Origin of the sequence: Vibrio sp. 10N.286.52.C3 (assembly GCF_041468865.1) — a bacterium.
GTDB classification, from domain to species: domain Bacteria; phylum Pseudomonadota; class Gammaproteobacteria; order Enterobacterales; family Vibrionaceae; genus Vibrio; species Vibrio crassostreae_C.
Genome location: NZ_JBFRJM010000015.1, coordinates 101,812 through 118,386, shown reverse-complemented (window position 1 = coordinate 118,386; position 16,575 = coordinate 101,812). Strand labels below are relative to the sequence as shown.

At 43.9% G+C, this 16,575-nt stretch carries 19 protein-coding genes; 4 read left to right on the top strand and 15 right to left on the bottom strand.

Annotation, left to right across the window (positions count from 1 at the left end; translation table 11 throughout):
- Nucleotides 1-3: 3 nt before the first annotated feature.
- The 5 genes from AB4138_RS06500 to artP all read right to left on the bottom strand — a co-directional run bounded on the left by AB4138_RS06500 (nt 4) and on the right by artP (nt 3,989).
- Nucleotides 4-738: a DUF2971 domain-containing protein gene (locus AB4138_RS06500; protein WP_372305365.1), complete on the bottom strand. Its 735-nt coding sequence runs from the start codon at nt 736-738 to the stop codon at nt 4-6.
- A 315-nt stretch (nt 739-1,053) separates the two neighbouring features.
- A complete protein-coding gene (gene artM, locus AB4138_RS06495) occupies nt 1,054-1,722 on the bottom strand; it encodes an arginine ABC transporter permease ArtM (RefSeq protein WP_017068344.1) in 669 nt (222 codons plus the stop codon).
- Entirely contained in the window at nt 1,719-2,405 is a 687-nt protein-coding gene (gene artQ / locus AB4138_RS06490; RefSeq protein WP_017061822.1) for an arginine ABC transporter permease ArtQ, read from the bottom strand. Before artQ ends, artM begins: the two co-directional genes overlap by 4 nt.
- A gap of 3 nt (nt 2,406-2,408) precedes the next feature.
- Nucleotides 2,409-3,140: a lysine/arginine/ornithine ABC transporter substrate-binding protein gene (locus tag AB4138_RS06485; RefSeq protein WP_372305362.1), complete on the bottom strand. Its 732-nt coding sequence runs from the start codon at nt 3,138-3,140 to the stop codon at nt 2,409-2,411.
- 120 nt (nt 3,141-3,260) lie between these two features.
- Nucleotides 3,261-3,989 (bottom strand): arginine ABC transporter ATP-binding protein ArtP, encoded by a 729-nt coding sequence (gene artP, locus AB4138_RS06480; protein WP_032545343.1) that lies wholly within the window; start codon nt 3,987-3,989, stop codon nt 3,261-3,263.
- Between the two features lie 556 nt (nt 3,990-4,545).
- Here artP and AB4138_RS06475 point away from each other — a divergent pair.
- Both AB4138_RS06475 and AB4138_RS06470 read left to right on the top strand, forming a co-directional pair.
- The gene (locus tag AB4138_RS06475) at nt 4,546-6,369 is read left to right on the top strand and encodes an ABC transporter ATP-binding protein/permease (protein WP_372305360.1); all 1,824 of its coding nucleotides are present in this window, start codon (nt 4,546-4,548) and stop codon (nt 6,367-6,369) included.
- A gap of 149 nt (nt 6,370-6,518) precedes the next feature.
- Nucleotides 6,519-6,983, top strand: a complete 465-nt coding sequence (locus AB4138_RS06470) for a thioesterase family protein (RefSeq protein ID WP_017061819.1) — start codon at nt 6,519-6,521, stop codon at nt 6,981-6,983.
- Between the two features lie 187 nt (nt 6,984-7,170).
- Here AB4138_RS06470 and AB4138_RS06465 read toward each other — a convergent pair whose 3' ends face one another.
- Entirely contained in the window at nt 7,171-9,426 is a 2,256-nt protein-coding gene (locus AB4138_RS06465) for a peptidase U32 family protein (protein WP_017063916.1), read from the bottom strand.
- Nucleotides 9,427-9,599: 173 nt separating this feature from the next.
- On the opposite strand from AB4138_RS06465, the gene AB4138_RS06460 reads away from it, so the two are divergent.
- Nucleotides 9,600-10,190, top strand: coding sequence for a glutathione S-transferase (locus tag AB4138_RS06460; RefSeq protein WP_017061817.1), 591 nt, complete (start codon nt 9,600-9,602; stop codon nt 10,188-10,190).
- A gap of 223 nt (nt 10,191-10,413) precedes the next feature.
- On the opposite strand, the gene AB4138_RS06455 is transcribed toward AB4138_RS06460, so the two are convergent.
- The 7 genes from AB4138_RS06455 to AB4138_RS06425 all read right to left on the bottom strand — a co-directional run bounded on the left by AB4138_RS06455 (nt 10,414) and on the right by AB4138_RS06425 (nt 14,286).
- Nucleotides 10,414-10,863 (bottom strand): GyrI-like domain-containing protein, encoded by a 450-nt coding sequence (locus tag AB4138_RS06455; protein WP_372305357.1) that lies wholly within the window; start codon nt 10,861-10,863, stop codon nt 10,414-10,416.
- A 60-nt stretch (nt 10,864-10,923) separates the two neighbouring features.
- On the bottom strand, nt 10,924-11,157 hold the full coding sequence (locus AB4138_RS06450; RefSeq protein WP_017068340.1) for a hypothetical protein: 234 nt from the start codon (nt 11,155-11,157) through the stop codon (nt 10,924-10,926).
- Nucleotides 11,158-11,165: 8 nt separating this feature from the next.
- Nucleotides 11,166-11,417, bottom strand: coding sequence for a Rho-binding antiterminator (locus AB4138_RS06445; protein ID WP_017068339.1), 252 nt, complete (start codon nt 11,415-11,417; stop codon nt 11,166-11,168).
- A 170-nt stretch (nt 11,418-11,587) separates the two neighbouring features.
- Entirely contained in the window at nt 11,588-12,220 is a 633-nt protein-coding gene (gene catB, locus AB4138_RS06440; protein WP_017063920.1) for a type B chloramphenicol O-acetyltransferase, read from the bottom strand.
- 93 nt (nt 12,221-12,313) lie between these two features.
- A complete protein-coding gene (locus AB4138_RS06435; protein WP_017066537.1) occupies nt 12,314-13,045 on the bottom strand; it encodes a glucose 1-dehydrogenase in 732 nt (243 codons plus the stop codon).
- An 89-nt stretch (nt 13,046-13,134) separates the two neighbouring features.
- Nucleotides 13,135-13,518 carry a nuclear transport factor 2 family protein gene (locus AB4138_RS06430; RefSeq protein WP_017061812.1) on the bottom strand — a complete coding sequence of 128 codons (384 nt, stop codon included), beginning with the start codon at nt 13,516-13,518 and terminating at the stop codon, nt 13,135-13,137.
- Between the two features lie 51 nt (nt 13,519-13,569).
- Nucleotides 13,570-14,286 carry an HAD family hydrolase gene (locus AB4138_RS06425; RefSeq protein WP_372146075.1) on the bottom strand — a complete coding sequence of 239 codons (717 nt, stop codon included), beginning with the start codon at nt 14,284-14,286 and terminating at the stop codon, nt 13,570-13,572.
- A gap of 255 nt (nt 14,287-14,541) precedes the next feature.
- Between AB4138_RS06425 and AB4138_RS06420 the strand changes: the two genes are divergently transcribed.
- On the top strand, nt 14,542-14,874 hold the full coding sequence (locus AB4138_RS06420; protein ID WP_017068336.1) for a PBPRA1643 family SWIM/SEC-C metal-binding motif protein: 333 nt from the start codon (nt 14,542-14,544) through the stop codon (nt 14,872-14,874).
- Between the two features lie 94 nt (nt 14,875-14,968).
- On the opposite strand, the gene AB4138_RS06415 is transcribed toward AB4138_RS06420, so the two are convergent.
- Together AB4138_RS06415 and AB4138_RS06410 are read right to left on the bottom strand one after the other, a co-directional pair.
- A complete protein-coding gene (locus AB4138_RS06415; RefSeq protein WP_017061809.1) occupies nt 14,969-15,520 on the bottom strand; it encodes a DUF1349 domain-containing protein in 552 nt (183 codons plus the stop codon).
- A 17-nt stretch (nt 15,521-15,537) separates the two neighbouring features.
- On the bottom strand, nt 15,538-16,566 hold the full coding sequence (locus tag AB4138_RS06410) for a radical SAM protein (RefSeq protein WP_017061808.1): 1,029 nt from the start codon (nt 16,564-16,566) through the stop codon (nt 15,538-15,540).
- Nucleotides 16,567-16,575 lie beyond the last annotated feature (9 nt).

Sequence of the window (16,575 nt, the reverse complement as noted above, 5' to 3'; positions counted from 1 at the left end):
ACCTTAATCCTTATTTGTTATGTTTTTAATCACAACACCAAATTCATTTTTTTTCTTCGATGCTTGTTTTAGTTTTATGTCTGTTCCGCTTACTAGTCGTTTTATTATGTCAACATTGATACTTGGGCACCTTAGTCCAAATATAATGGACTTTATCTTCCCTGGTATTTCCTGAACAGACCCACCCTTGTTAAGGTAGATTACTCTCCACTCTTGCTCATACTCCCATTCGGGTGACTTAGTCCAAAGAATTCTGTTTACGACCGAATACCCATTCTTCTTAACAAATGCGTATTTATTGAATGATGGGTAAGATGCCGCGTATTTTACTTTCTGAGTCAAACTTTCATTGGCTAAGTCATTTCCTGATTTTCTCTCAAACTCAATGCAGATTCCCTTGTGATCGTCGGCATAGTGAGCCCACAACAGTAAGTTTTCAGCACTAGAACTTAGAGATAAGATTCCAGCAGAAGAAACATAGTTCTTAATTTGTTCGTTGACGTTGACTATAACCCTATTCACTTCATCTTCAGATGAAGTGCCATATGTTTCTTCCAGATACGCCATATCACTAGAACTCAACTTGCCAACATGGGTATTAATATTGAATTCCGTATCATAGGGATCGTTGAACATTTCTGGTTTAGGAAAAAAGATACGATTATTGGCTATGATATCCAAAGTAAAAGAGTCGACAGCTCGATATTTATACAAGCTATCAACAAATTCATCATTCATTCGTTGTCCTCAAAAAAACATAACAGCTATTAGACCGAAAAATTCTGCATTTAAATACAGAATCATTCTATCTAGTTTCATATGTACAGCAATTTACCACGATTAATCACAGCAATTCAGTGACTTAAAACATAGATAGACTCATTGAATGACAAAATGCAGAATATTTCTATATAGTATGAATTTCGCAAAAAACCCGCTCTACTAGATATAAAAACAGTACCACTACACATACCCCAAACACAAAAAAGCCTGCCATCTATGCGAACATAAATGGCAGGCTTTATACGTTAATTAAACTTGTGAGTGGCTAGCTTACGCCGCTTCGAATGCGAGGGCTTTCTTCTCTACCTGACGGAAGATCAGCGTTAAAATACCGTTGACTGCTAGGTAGAATGCGCCAGCAATGCCGAACACGGTGAGTGTGTCGTAGGTTTGGCCGTTGATACGCTGAGCGTAGCCCATCAAATCCATGATGGTGATGGTGCTTGCCAGTGACGTACCTTTGAAAACTAGAATCACTTCGTTCGAATAAGCTGGAACGGCGCGGCGTAGTGCATATGGCAGTAACACTTTCAGCGTTGCGATTTTGTCCATACCAAGTGCGCGACATGCTTCCCACTGCCCTGCTGGAATGGCGTTGAATGCGCCTCTGAACAGTAGCGTGCTGTATGCGGCAGTGTTCAAAGCTAATGCTAACATTGCGCAGAACCAAGGTTGGCTTAACCAAGTCCACATGAAGCTTTCACGAATCCAATCGAACTGACCCGGGCCGTAATACACCAAGAAGATTTGAACCAACAATGGTGTGCCAGTGAACAGCGTGATGATGCCACGAGTGAACCAGTGAATCGCCGGTATTCTTAGAATTAGCGTTACCGTCATCAGCAGTGACAAGATACAACCAACCAGCAATGAAGCGCCTGTGAGTTGAAGACTGGTCACTAAGCCTTCAAGCATTTGAGAGAGGTATTGTTGATTCATGCCATTGCCCCTTTGTTACCCAAACCTTGAATAGAGAACTTACCATCAATCACTTTTACCAATCTTTGTGTGATTAAAGTGATGACCAAGTAGATTGCTGCTGCTGTCGCGTACCAAGTAAATGCTTCGTGCGTTGCCGCTGATGTTAGTTGTGCTTGTTTCAGCAAATCTGTTACGCCAATCAGCGAAACTAATGCAGTGTCTTTCAGTAACACTAACCATTGGTTGGTTAACCCTGGTAGTGCGTGTCTTACCGCTTGAGGTAACACGATACGAAAGAATGCACGAGACTGAGAAATACCAAGTGCGCTTGCTGCTTCTCTCTGCCCTTTGCTTACTGCTTTCAAAGCACCACGCAAGGTTTGCGAAGCGTAAGAAGCAAAGATAAGTGACAGTGCAACAACACCAGATAAGAACGGGCTCACTTCTATGAAGTCGCCAGTGATCATGAACAGAACTTGTGTCGAACCAAAGTAGATAAACAGTACGACCAGAATTTCTGGTAAACCACGAACAATCGTCACAAATGCAGTCGTTGGCCATTTGATTGCAATACGACGAGACATCTCACCACTTGCAAACAAAACTGCTAGAACCAATCCAACCAATAGGCTTACGAACGCAAGCTGAACAGTCATCCAGCTTGCTTCGACGAGCCCTAAAGAGTAACCCGTTAATTCCATAAATTACTTACCGAAGTACTTGTTGAAGATCTTATCGTATTGGCCGTTCGCTTTTACTGCTGCAAGTGCAACGTTAAGCTGGTCTACAAGTTCTTGGTTGCTCTTGTTTACTGCGATGCCAAAGCCGTTACCGAAGTACTCTTGGTTTGTTACTTGGTCGCCAACGTACGTTAGGTTGTCTTCTTTCTTGAACCATTCTGCTACAACGGCTGTGTCACCGAATACAGAATCGATACGACCGTTTTTCATGTCGATGAATGCATCTTGGTAGCTTGAGTAAGGTACCGCTGTTACGCCAGTCATTTGCTCAAGTAGGAAGCTCTGGTGAGTAGAACCGTTTTGAACGCCAACACGCTTACCTTCTAGTGCTGCTTGGTCTGCTACTTTGCCTTCGAAAGAAATGAATGCTGCAGAGTTATCGTAGTATGCGTTAGAGAAGTTCACTTGTTTAAGACGCGCTTCTGTGATGTCCATTGCCGAGATAGCCGCATCGTAACGTTTGAATTTAAGTGCAGGGATCAAGCTATCGAATGCTTGGTTGTGGAAAGTACACGTTGCTTTCAGCTCTTCACAAAGTGCGTTTGCTAAGTCTACGTCAAAACCCTGAATTTGGTTGTTCTCATCCATGTATTCGAATGGTGCGTACGTTGCTTCCATCGCGAATTTGATTTCTTCTTTAGCCGCTGCGTTAAAAGAAGCAAGGCCGATAAGTGAAGCTAGTAGAATCTTTTTCATTTTGTTACTCCGAATACTGTGTAATAGCGGCCTGTGGCCATTCTTATAATTTGATTGTTTTAATTGATGTTGTGTTTAGCTAGATCTAGTGAGTCAACTTTCTTTTAATAAGTGACTTACTTAATGAGTCAGATACTCGGCAAACTCAGGTGTCTGCGGATTAACGAATGAATCGCTGGTGCCGTGTTCAACGATGTACCCTTTCTCTAGGTACAGAACGTGGCTAGCAATCTTCTTCGCGAAATCGACTTCATGCGTCACGACCACTTGGGTAATGCCCGTTCCGCTCAATTCTTTAATAATGCTCACGACTTGGTTGGTGATCTCAGGATCAAGCGCCGCTGTTGGTTCATCAAACAACAACACATCCGGTTTCATCATCAGCGCACGTGCAATCGCAACACGCTGTTGTTGACCGCCAGACAGTTGAAGTGGCCAAGCGTCTGCTTTGTCGGCAAGTTGAAGTGTCTTTAGGACTTCTTGCGCTTGCTTAATCGCTTCTTGCTTATCCAAACCCGCAACTTTCGTTGGTGCTTCAATCAAGTTTTCCATCACCGTCATGTGTGGCCATAAGTTGTATTGCTGGAACACCATGCCGACTTTACGACGAAGTTTAAGCCCCTGCTTCTCTTGGATTTGGCTTGAAAAATCGAATTGCTCATTCGCAATGTCTAATTCGCCGTTGTCCGCGATTTCAAGCAGGTTCAATACACGCAGTAATGAACTCTTGCCCGCGCCGCTTGGGCCAAGCAATACCAAGGTTTCGCCACTCTCACAGTCGAAACTGATGTCGTGAAGAACTTGGGTATCACCGTATGATTTGTTGATGCTCTTTACTTGAATACTCATGCCACAATACTGCATTAATTGTCATTTGTTGGTTATTCTATTCAATCCGAGGTTTTATGCAAGAAAAATGTATAAAAAACTACTTTGTTGAATTTTTGTAACAAATATTCCACAAAAAACAGTCGCTATAACTGGTCTTACAACCAAAACTTACAAGTCATTGATAAAGCTAATATTGAGATAAATAGCAAACGTTTTTCTATCAATTTATAAATCATAACTCGATTACTAGTTTATGAACGCACTCCCCTATCAACGCTAATTTACTTGCATAAAAATTAGGGTTAAATAGCTTGGTTTCCTATCCAACTGACTGGATCAAAATGCTTAGTTTTCCTTTAAGGTCGTTTCGAATTATTCACTTAGTGTTGATGAAATATTGGAAATTGAGTTTCCTAGGGAGCGTCACAGCGCAATAAATGCTTTAATGGGTTCGATTCTCAACAACAATTACTGCCCAGCGAACAACGCGCAGTACAGGTAATAAGTCATAAAGCAATTAGCCATAAGCAACAAGCCATCTATTTTTAAAGCGACAACACATTAAGGCAGTCATATGCAAAACGATGTCTCTTCTACGCTCGACTCAACTCAGCGCTCTACTCAAAAAGCGCCAGACCCCAAACCAGAGAAAAAAAGCCTCAGTATTTTGTTTGAGCTGAGTAAATTCATTCAGCCTTATAAAGGTCGTGTTATTGCTGCGTTGATCGCGTTGATCTTCACAGCGAGCTTAACCCTTTCAGTCGGACACGGTATTCGTCTTCTTATCGACCAAGGCTTCAGCCAACAATCGTTGTCAGACTTAGGCAGCGCGATTCAATTCATCATGGTGGTGGTCGTGCTGATCTCGATTGGCACCTTCTTCCGCTTCTATTTGGTCTCTTCTGTTGGTGAGCGAGTAAGTGCGGATATACGCCTGTCGGTTTTCAATCATGTCGTGACGCTGCATCCAAGTTACTTCGAGACCAATGGCAGTGGCGACATCATGTCGCGCATTACTACGGATACCACTCTGCTTCAAAGCATCATAGGTTCATCGTTCTCTATGGCGATGCGCAGCGCGTTGATGTGTATTGGTGCAATCATCATGCTGTTTGCGACCAATATTAAGCTGACGTTGATTGTATTGGCCTCGGTGCCATTTATCTTGATTCCGATCCTTGTTTATGGGCGCCGTGTAAGAGCCCTATCTCGCCAAAGCCAAGATTCCATGTCTGATGTGGGTTCTTACGCAGGTGAGGCAATTGAGCACATTAAAACGGTGCAAAGCTACAGCCGAGAAGAGCAAGAGAAAGCATCATTCGCGATAGAAGTGGAAAAGGCGTATGAGATTGGTCGCCAGCGTGTAAAACAGCGCGCGATTCTTATTTCTGGCGTTATCGTGATTGTATTTAGTGCTATTGCAGGCATGCTTTGGGTTGGCGGCAGTGATGTTATCAACGGCACTATGTCGGCTGGTGACTTAGCGGCGTTTGTGTTCTACGCAATTATGGTTGCTTCATCGTTAGGTACGATTTCTGAAGTGATGGGTGAACTGCAACGCGCGGCAGGTGCGACCGAGCGATTAATCGAGATCCTACAAGTTGAAAGCCATATTGTTGCGCCAGTTGCGAATCCAACTTCGCTTGCTAACGTAACGCCAGAAGTTGCATTTGATGATGTGACCTTCTGTTATCCATCAAGACCGGACCAACCCGCAACAAGCAACCTCACGCTTACTGCCCATGAAGGCAAAGTGTTGGCACTGGTTGGCCCGTCTGGCGCAGGTAAAACTACCCTGTTCGAACTGCTGCAACGTTTCTACGACCCACAAGTGGGTAAGGTCACCTTAGGCGGTGTTGAACTGAATCAGTTTGATCCTAACGAGCTAAGAAAGCAGATGGCATTGGTACCGCAACAACCTGCTCTGTTCAGTAACGATGTGTTCCATAACATTCGCTACGGCAACCCGCAGGCAACAGACGAGCAAGTGATCGAAGCGGCGAAGAAAGCGCACGCACACGAGTTCATTCAAAACCTACCTGATGGCTACAACAGCTTTCTTGGTGAACGTGGTGTAAGGCTTTCTGGTGGGCAGAGACAACGTATTGCTATCGCACGTGCCATCTTGAAAGATCCAAATATTCTATTGTTGGATGAAGCAACCAGCGCACTAGACAGTGAAAGTGAGCATCACGTACAACAAGCGTTAGAAGAGTTAATGCGTGGCAGAACGACGATCATTATCGCCCATCGATTATCAACAATTAAACACGCCGACCAAATTGCGGTGCTCGATAAAGGACAACTAGTAGACATCGGCGACCACCAGTCTCTCATCAATAGCTGCGAATTGTACCAACGCTTGGTTGAGCTGCAATTCAAACACCTTAGTGCCTAACTATTGAGTGGATGTGCAACTAAGTCACTGACATTGTGTGGTTTCAAGCTTCAAAAACTTAAATCACGCGTGTTGCAGTTTTGTTAATTTAGCGGTAGGGTTTTTATTCCAATAACAACTTATCCCTACATAACAATAAGAGAGTTCGCATGGAAGCACTATTATCTGACTACCCGGTAGTAACAGAAATCCCTGTCGCTTGGGGAGAAATGGACGCACTCAATCACGTTAACAACGCTGTATATTTTCGCTATTTCGAAACCGCTCGCTTAGATTTTTTCAAGCACGTCGAGCTGATGGAAGAGATGGCGATTACCAAAGTTGGTCCTGTTCTTGGTGACACTTACTGTAAGTATTTCCGCCCAGTCACGTATCCAGATACCTTGATGGTCGGCTCACGTGTTACCGATATTCAAGATGACCGATTCACCATGGAATACGCGATTGTCAGTAAGGCTCAACAGAAACTGACGACCGTTGGCACTGCGACTATCGTGATGTTTGATTTTGCTTCGAACCAGAAAGCCCTGCTCTCGCTGCGCTTAACCAATGAAATCGAAAAGATGAACACGTTGAAAAGCCCATGCTTCAAACAAGAAGCCGTGACAGAATAACGTATTCGTTGGTTGAGAAAGATTCAGAAAGTTTCAGACATTAAAAAGGCCACTCGATTGAGTGGCCTTTTGTTTATTGGTTCAGAGTGCTTATAAGCGGTTGAGCGTTATAAACCTTGAACGCTCTTTGCGTTAGAAGCTATAAGCCTTACAGCCCATAGACATTGAACCCTATAAACCTTGTACGCTATAGACCTTGCACGTACTGAGCATTAGTTCGAACTTCAACCATCTGCTCTAGGTTCTGTTGTGAACCTTCAACGCCGTTCAGTAGCGCTTCGAAATGCTTGATAAGCTCAACTTTGTCTTTCACTTCTTTAGAACCTGCACCGATGTTGGTTAGGTCAATGAAGAACTCGTCGAACAGACCAGAGAAGTCAGTTACTGCGTCGTGGTTCAAGAACTGCTCGTGGTTGTAAATGCTTGGGTAGCCACCCTTCTGTTTATCAACCGCAAAAGAGATGCCTTTCACGTTGGTAATCGTGGTCGCTTTCTCACACTTCAACATACAACCTGCTTCGATGCTTGGCTTGTTACAACCCACGGTTCTTTGGAAGAAACACTGACGGCTGGTCATCATCAAGATTGGGTGGTAAATGCTGTAGAACAGTTTGAAGTTCTCTGGGCGACGAATATGACGAATCTGACCTTTGTTGATCTCGTTCGAAATGAATGCGCCTGCACAGTTCAGCTCTTCTTTCAGAGTAACAAGTGCGTGAGAGTTGGTCGTGTTCATGAACGGGCCTGCAACCCACTCAATACCCATCTCGTAAGCTTTGTAAGCAATACCCGTGTTGTTGGTTACGATGCGAGCTGGCTTGATCTCTTCAAGAATACGAACCGCTTCGTCGTAATCTTTACCGATCAATACCGCTGGGAACCAAGGAATCAAACGTGGGTTTGCTGCCAAGATGTCGATGTACTTGTTACAACGCTTCTTGAAGCTTTCTGGAAGTTTGAAGTAAACATCCGCGTCAGTCACGTCACACAGGTGTAAGTCTTCTACATCGGCGATAAGCATCGACATAGTCGGCTTCTCGTTCACTTTAGGGTGCTGAGGCAGTGCTGGCACTTCAACGTGCTTAATCACTTCCACAGAGCCGTTCAGAATGAAGTCGATCTCGTCTTTTAGGTCTGAAACTTCTTTTAGAGGAATCAACAAGCCTGCATCCACTTCACTGAAGTCGTGGCTTTCTAGCGTGTGAACTGCACTCTTCACGTTTTTGAAGCGCTTCTCAAGTAGCTCTTGAGTAATCGCCTTCTCTTCAACCGCTTTCAATAGCGATTTAGATTGAAGAGTAAAGTTCTCTTTTGGCGTGTTCACAGTCACCGTAAATGGTTGACCCACTTTTGCGCTGAACGACAGTGCTACTGGTGTCTTGCGAATATCAAGGAACTCGATCTTGTCACGCATTTCGTTACCAAGAACGTCTTTCGCTTGGTGAAGTTCGTTGGTCACTTCTTGAATCTGTACAACTGAGATTTCGTTGTTCTGCTCCGTCGCTTTTTCAACAGCGTAGTTCATGCTGTTGTCGCGCGGGTTATCGATGAACATGTCTTTCGTTAGGTTGCCCTTTAGGAAAGAGTTGGTGAAATCACGGTTGAATACTTTGTGTAGGTTCGAATCGTCTTCGATCAACAAACCACTTTCTACAAAGCTATCAATCTGTTTACGCCATGTGTCTACCACAGTGTAAACGTAGTGTGCGCCTTTAATACGGCCTTCTACTTTCAATGAGTCGACTTTCGCATCAACCAATTCAGGTAGGTCGTAGTAAGCTGAGTTATCTTTCAGGTTAAGTGGGAACTTGTTGCCCGCGTTGGTGATTTCGTACTCATCACGACACGCTTGGCTACAACGACCACGGTTACCTGAGTTACCCACACTTACTGAGCTTGAGTAACATTGACCAGAGAATGCGATACACAGAGCGCCGTGTACGAACACTTCGGTTAATACGTCGTGATCGTGTGCCACTTCCGTCAGCATCTTGATTTCAGGCAGGTTCAACTCACGAGACAAGTTAACGCGCGTCGCGCCAATCTTAGACAAGAACTTAATCTGACCTTCGTTGTGCGTAGTTAACTGAGTCGACGCGTGAACGTCTAACGATGGGAAATGCTTCTTAACCAGGTTGAATAAACCCAAGTCTTGAACAATGATGCCATCCACTTTGGTGTTCACAAGTTGGTTCAGCAGTTTGGTGATGCTCTTAGTCTCGTGCTCCAGTAGCACAACGTTAAGAGTCAGGAACACTTCACAGCCGTATTCATGAGCAAGGCGAATCACACCATTCAATTCGTCTAACGACAGGTTAGAGGCTCTGTTACGAGCGTTGAATGTGTCTAAACCACAATAAACTGCATTAGCACCCGCTACGATGGCGGCTTTTATCGCTTCTACATCGCCACCTGGGGCTAATAACTCAATTTTTCTGCTCATTTTTGAAGTCGCTCACTTACTTATAATTTTTAAGCCGCGTATTCTACCCACATCACGATCTCTTTACCACCGTACAACACTTTTCAAACTAAATGACCTCAATAATGCCGAACGAATACGATCTACCTATCCTTTATTCTTTACGCCGTTGCCCTTATGCAATGCGCGGACGAATGGGCATCGCACTATCACAGCAAAAAGTGTTACTTCGAGAAATCGTTACCAAAGACAAGCCTAGCGAACTATTGGCCAGTTCGCCAAAAGGAACAGTGCCTGTATTGGTGTTACCCAATGGACAAGTCATTGAACAGAGCTTGGATGTGATGAACTGGTCACTTCAACAAAACGATCCTCAAGATCTTCTGCGTTCAAGCAATCCAACGCTTAGCGAACAAGTTCAGCAGCTCATTAAAACCAACGATGAAGAATTTATTGGTCACTTAGAAAGGTATCGTGCATCGGTTCGTTACCGAAACATCGATGTTGAACAACGCCGACAAGCCTGCGAAACCTTCATTAAGCAGTTAGAAGTGCGACTTACCGATCAGCCCTACTTTTTTGGAGAAAGCCCAAGCTTGGCCGATTTTGCGGTGATGCCTTTCGTCAGTCAGTTTGTGCGAGTCGAAAAGAAGTGGTTTGTGAAATCGGAATATCAAAACGTAGGACGTTGGTTAAGAGCGCACCTTGAAAGTAAGCTCTACACCCAAGTCATGAAGCAATACCCTTTGTGGAATGAAACCAAGCAAGATTGTCTTTTTGGATAACTTAAGAGAATTTTGGGTGACTTAAGGGTATCTAGGGTGATCTAGGGGAATTCTGGAATAGATAATTCCTAGGTATTAAAGTAGTTACGTGACACTGTATCTTCTTTGTAAAGAACAGATATTCAAAGGCTTAACTGGGATTCCGTTGTCTCTTTACCGGTAACTACTGTCTCTTAACTGGCAAACACAGTCTAAGCTAAGCCTTTTGTTCATTTTAACCTGATCACTGAATCGCTATCGAAATCTCGACTTCAGTTTCACCTTTGTATAGTTCAAAATCTGTCGTGTAAGTTCTCACATGTGGGCAGTCAGCAGCGCTGAAATACGCCCACACTTCACCCCATAGGTCGATCACAGCTTGCGGTAATTCACCCTCAGCAGAAAACGTTAAGTACTTGCCTGCTTCGATATTGGTTTCAACTAGATTATCTAAACTATTATCGGTAAGCGCATTGGTACACGCGATAACATCAAACTCGCCCGTAAAATCTGACTCGTAGTTGGTGTAAACGCCGTATACCTTTGAGTCTGGGGTCAGCTTAGGAAAAGCTTGTTCGAAAAAGCCTTGCCACAATTGCCCAATTTGCGCCTTAGCCGGATCAACCTCATCGGTATTGTTGGTTCTTACCGAGAAACCATATGCTTTTACCGCTTCTAATATTTGTTCTTTCACTCTTCTATTTCCTAAGCCATTTTCTTAAACCAGAAGGTTCAGTACGCGTTGAATCGAATTCTAATCTTGAATCTCTTTGTGTCCACATTTTTCACAGACAAGGTGACGAGAAAACTCATCCATTGACGCGACAAACGGGCCAAGGAACCAACCTTTTATCATGCCTGCCCAAAACTCACTTCGCTTTTGGTTAGGTTTGTCTGCAAACGCACTCGTCTTTCTGACCAACACAACAACATGTTGTGTCTCTTCTCTGCACGCGGTGCAATAGCATTGTTCTATGGTTCTATTCATTTGAAAGCCTATGACGTTTTGAATGAAACATGCTGAAAGTGAGGGTTGTCGACACAGACATCCAATGTCGCTATTTGAGTTAATACGACAAGTTGTTGCTCGCCTTGAGTACTGACTTTAATGCACTCTTCACGGCTGTCATTGCGCTGGGTATCTAACCCGACACATTCAATCTGCTCGCCAGACTTCAGCGTTAACTTGATTGGGTATCGGTGCATACACACAATTTCAATATAATCGTAATCGTTGCAACTAATCATAATACCCCTCCAATTCATCCACCACGCTAATGCGACACGCCATACTATGCAATATGCATATAATCAATAAGTTACTCGTATCACGATCGCATTGCCATAATCAGATTATTGAGTAATTTGTTAAATTTAATCTCGTTCTCACCATTCACATTTCATCTGTGAACGACAATTTAAGGCTTCAAGAATCCTTTCCAATAATGGTACAAACCACCAATGTCTGAAGAACACATTAGCGACATTGCGCCTTTGATTTGTTCTTCGCTCCATTCCCACCATTTCATTTCTAGCAACTGAGCGATTTCAGTCTCATTGAAACGATAACGGATATGGCGTGCTGGGTTTGAACCGACAATCGAGTATGGCGCGACATCTTTAGTCACAACCGCTCGACTTGCGATGATGGCTCCGTCACCAACCTTAACACCACTCATGATCATGGCTTCTGTACCAATCCACACATCGTTACCAATCACGGTATCACCAGAGCGTTCAAAGCCGTCTATCGCACCTTCAAACTTCTCATCGTCTTGATAGAAAAACGGGAAGGTACTCACCCACTGGTTTTGGTGGCCTTGGTTGCCCGCCATCATAAACACGGCGCCAGAACCAATCGAGCAGTAGCTGCCAATGATCAGCTTATCGATGTCGGTTCTATCCGGTAATAGGTAACGCGCACAGTCATCAAAGCTGTGGTTATGGTAGTAACCCGAGTAATAGCTGTGCTCGCCCACGATGATGTTTGGGTTGGTCACTTGTTCTTTGAGTGACTTTCCGACAAACGGACTTTCAAAATAATTTTTCATGTTTGTACTCTTAGTTTCGTTCTTTTAGTTAGGTACTTTTGTTGCGTGTCTATGGTTTTAACTTGTTTATCTTAGTGTAAAGGCAAACGTGCCCTATCGACCGCCTGCAATATCAATAAATGAGCCGGTGACATACGAAGCTTCATCCGATAATAACCATGCGATAGAGTTCGCGACTTCTTCTGGTGTGCCACCTCGTTGTAACGGTAACTGTGAAGCTAGTCTGTCTACGCGATCTGGCTCTCCGCCGTCTGCGTGCATCTCAGTATAAATACAACCTGGCCTTACGCCATTCACTCGGATATTGCGTGAAGCTAATTCAAGCGATAAGCCTTTGGTGAGTGAATCCATCGCACCTTTCGATGCTGCGTAATCCACATACTCAAACGGTGCGCCAGTACGAGAAGCGGCAGACGATACATTCACAATCGAACCCGCGCCATCGGCTTGTTTGATAAAGGCTTTACTGCACAGAAAGCAGCTTGATACGTTGGATTTCATCACCTTTTCAAAGCGATCCAATTCAATATCAACCAATGGTGACTGGGTAAACAAGATCCCGGCATTATTGACCAAGTGCGTCACTGGACCTAGCTTATTACGAGCAATCTCAAATAAAGATTTCACATCCGATTCAACAGACACATCCGCACGCACGCTTATCGCGGTTCCGCCTTGTTCGCGAATCTCATTCACTAGATCTTCAGCTCGCGACTCATTGTGTATGAAGTTAACGCATACAGCATAGCCTTGACTGGCCAACAATTTAGACGTCGCTGCGCCAATGCCTCGGCTTCCGCCGGTTACAACCACTACCTTGCTCAATGAAACCTCCTAATGTTTACTTATTCTGTGCAACCTGATTATTCGATACGACCTAGTTGTTCGTGACAAACTGATCGTATCGATACAAACTAATTGTTCGATACGATCTGAACCCACTGCGATCGCCACGCCGGCGCTTCGAATGGGTCTGGCCAAAACTCAGTTTGCTTTTGAATTAAACCGTCAACCACCGTGTGAAAGGTGATCACTCGGCCTTTCAACACACTGTCAGTGACCGAAACGTCCGTGACTACCGTATCACCTTCACAGACAATCGAATTGAGCGTGAATTCCCAAACACCATTGGCTGGGTATTCAGTATTGATTGCAGTGAAGTTGTCGCGCCCTAACGTCAATTCAGACGACTGCGGCCAATAGCCTTCAAAATCTGCGGTTAGCCATTCACCTGCCTTTGCAAAATCATTACTGCGCATTGCATCCCAAAATCCCAATACCACTTGTTTTGGTGTCATTATTCTTCCTTAAAGTTATTTACGTGTGGTGATTTTTAAATGTCTGCTTCGTTATGCGTACTTGCTAATGATCGTTAAAAGATCATCGACACTGTTAGCAATGTAATCGGGCTTGGTTTGCCAATTTTCAGGTTTCGATCGGCTATAACCTGCTGCAACAGCAATCACTTTTGCGTTTTTACCCAGCGCGGCTTCAATATTGCGAGCAAACTGTGTGTCCGCTTCATGGTCACCGATGTACATCAAACAAAGCTCGTTAGTCGGATCGGCGCCAAATATGTTCTCGACACATTTCACACCACCAAATGGATGGGGTTTTTGGTTGCCGCTCGAAACATCGTCATAACCCACTACCGATTTAAACAAATCACCAATGCCATAGCTGTCGAGCACACCACGAATATTCAATTGAGAGTTTTGAGAGCAGATCCCATGAGGAAGATGAGCAAACTGATTAACCACGGTTTCCATTCCTTCAAACAAGGCAACGGCTGTTTGGTTTTTCTCTTGATGCTCTGCCCACATTCCACCAGCGATCAACATTTCGTCATGGGATAAGCCGTAATAGTCGACATATAAGGCTTGCCAGTTTTTAGCCCCGTGGTTGGCTTCATGATAAAGCGCTTCGCTAAGCAAATATTTAGGTAAGTTGTCGCCTGACAAGTGTGGCGCGACTAAAGAGATAATGTCTTTTGTAATTGCGATATTCTTTGGAACTGAATTCACTAAGGTTCCATCGTAATCCCACAGGATGGCATCTAACTTCATACACTATCTCTTTGTTTCGATTAATAATTTGAATTTATCATTCATAAGCCTATTTAGGGAAATCTTATTGTCTTGAATTTGAAAATTAGTCCAATCCGAACAATGCTAGAGAGCAAACCGTTACTAGCAAACAATAACCAAACAGCCTTTGTTCACATCACTGCTTTATCAATTGCAATATATGCGTATAATCCCCGCTCCATTGCGCTATCGTCGTTAAAAATAGCGCCATCCAACATTTTTTATGAGTACCCAATGTCGAAACTATTTTTCAAAGGCCGTATCGAAACAAGACAGAACCACGTTCTTGCTGGCTACAACGTAAACCGCGATGTGAAAGCGGGTACTGAAGAATCTCCAATCGCAGTAATGGTTCAAACTGAAGCGCGCAAAGCAGAAGTTGAAGCACTAGCCGCTGAAAATACTATCTTCGTTACTGTTACAGTCGACGCAGACAAAGAAGAGAACACCATCGAGCTTGATACTCTACTGAACAAGCCAAAAACGATGACGTTTGAAAAGACCCCTAACCGTAACGATCCGTGTTCTTGCGGCAGCGGTAAAAAATACAAGAAGTGTTGTGCATAAGCGCTTTGACTTGAAGAATTTAAAAACGGACCGGTAGCAATATCGGTCCGTTTTTTTATACGCTAAGCAAGCTTATTCAGCGTAAGACAAATTATTAGGCGTCAGACAAACTGAAGCCACTAAATTTGGCGAAATTAGGCGTCGCCTTACTGCCACTGAACGTATAAAGCATCACACCCTGTTCACTGCCTACTAACGAATCAAACGTGATCACTTCCTGCCATTGTTGTTTTTCTAACGGGCGGAAATGAGCGCTGACTTTTCCGCCTTGTTTGACGAGCTTTACCGACACACTAGATTCACTAAACAACAGACGTTCCTTGATCTGTGGCTGACCATTTTGTTCTACAACGAACACCAATGAACGCTCGCCCATGAACATCTCTTTGCTCACTTTAATGTAGTTGTCGTTATCCCAGTAAATACCTAACCCAGCTTGTTCAAATGCGAGGTTTGGATCTAATTGAACCGTCACTTCTGTGCTGTAATCCGAGCTAGATACTGGATGAACGAAGATATTATCAACATCAGCTGAACCCGCACCAAAGATATTGCCCTCTTGCACTTGCATCGTCAGCACGCCGTTTTCCAAAGACCGATGTTCCGGATTTTCATTTCTGATTTGCCAGTTAACGAGGTTATTCATGTTATTAGTCCTTGCTGCTAGATCATGCGTTGACGGAGTTGGTAAAACACATTGTCGAGTTCATCGGGATTTTGCTTTTGAATGCGATTAAGCTCTCTTTGTACAGAATCGTACATAAGTTGGTTATCCATGTCTTTCAATGCGGCGTAGTAATGAATGCGACGTCCCAAGATAAAGTTATTCTGGTCATTCTCACTCATCATATTGAAACGGTCTATTGTCGCTAAGAACTTCGCTTTATCCTGTGGCAGCTGTCCGTTCAGTTCCATCAACAAATTAATACCGTGATAGTTACCATAGTTGCCCGTCACGCGGTTTAGTTTACTGATCAATTGATATTGTTCTTCAAGCATTTCACGTTCGCTAAGTGGCGTGAACTCTCCATTCTGCACCAGTTCATCCAATTCGGTTCCAGGCTTCACAGCAAGCGACAGAATGCGTATTTCATCTGGGTTGATCTGGTTAAGTAAGGCCGCCGTTTCTTCAACATGCTGCGCCGAATATTCTTTACCACCCAAGCCAAGGATAATGAAGGTCATCATCTTCATACCCGCTTGCTTCGCGTATTCGGTCGATTTCAAAATAGATTTCGGAGTAATGCCTTTTTTCATCAATTTGAGAACATCAATAGAACCCGATTCCATACCGCAATAAAGCATGTTGAGCCCTGCATCACAGATGGCTTTCATCTCTTCAGGCGACTTCTTAGTCATGCTTTGCGCTCGTCCATAAGAGCTGATCTGCTTTAACTCTGGGAAGGCTTGTTTGAGTGTATTCAACACATCCAGCAAGTCTTCGGTATCCATAGTGAATGAATCACCGTCTTGCAGAAAACAGGTCTCAAATTTACGGTTCTTATAGAATGCTTTCGCAGCCCAAATGTCTTTCTTAATCTCTTCAACGGGACGAATTGCAAACTCCATCCCCTCAAACAGCGTACAGAATTTACATTTGTTCCAAGGACAACCTTGGGTGGTGCGAATCAATAAGCTATCCGCTTCTGAAGGTGGACGAATATGCCCTTGTTGGAACTGATACTGTGTCATTTGAATGCC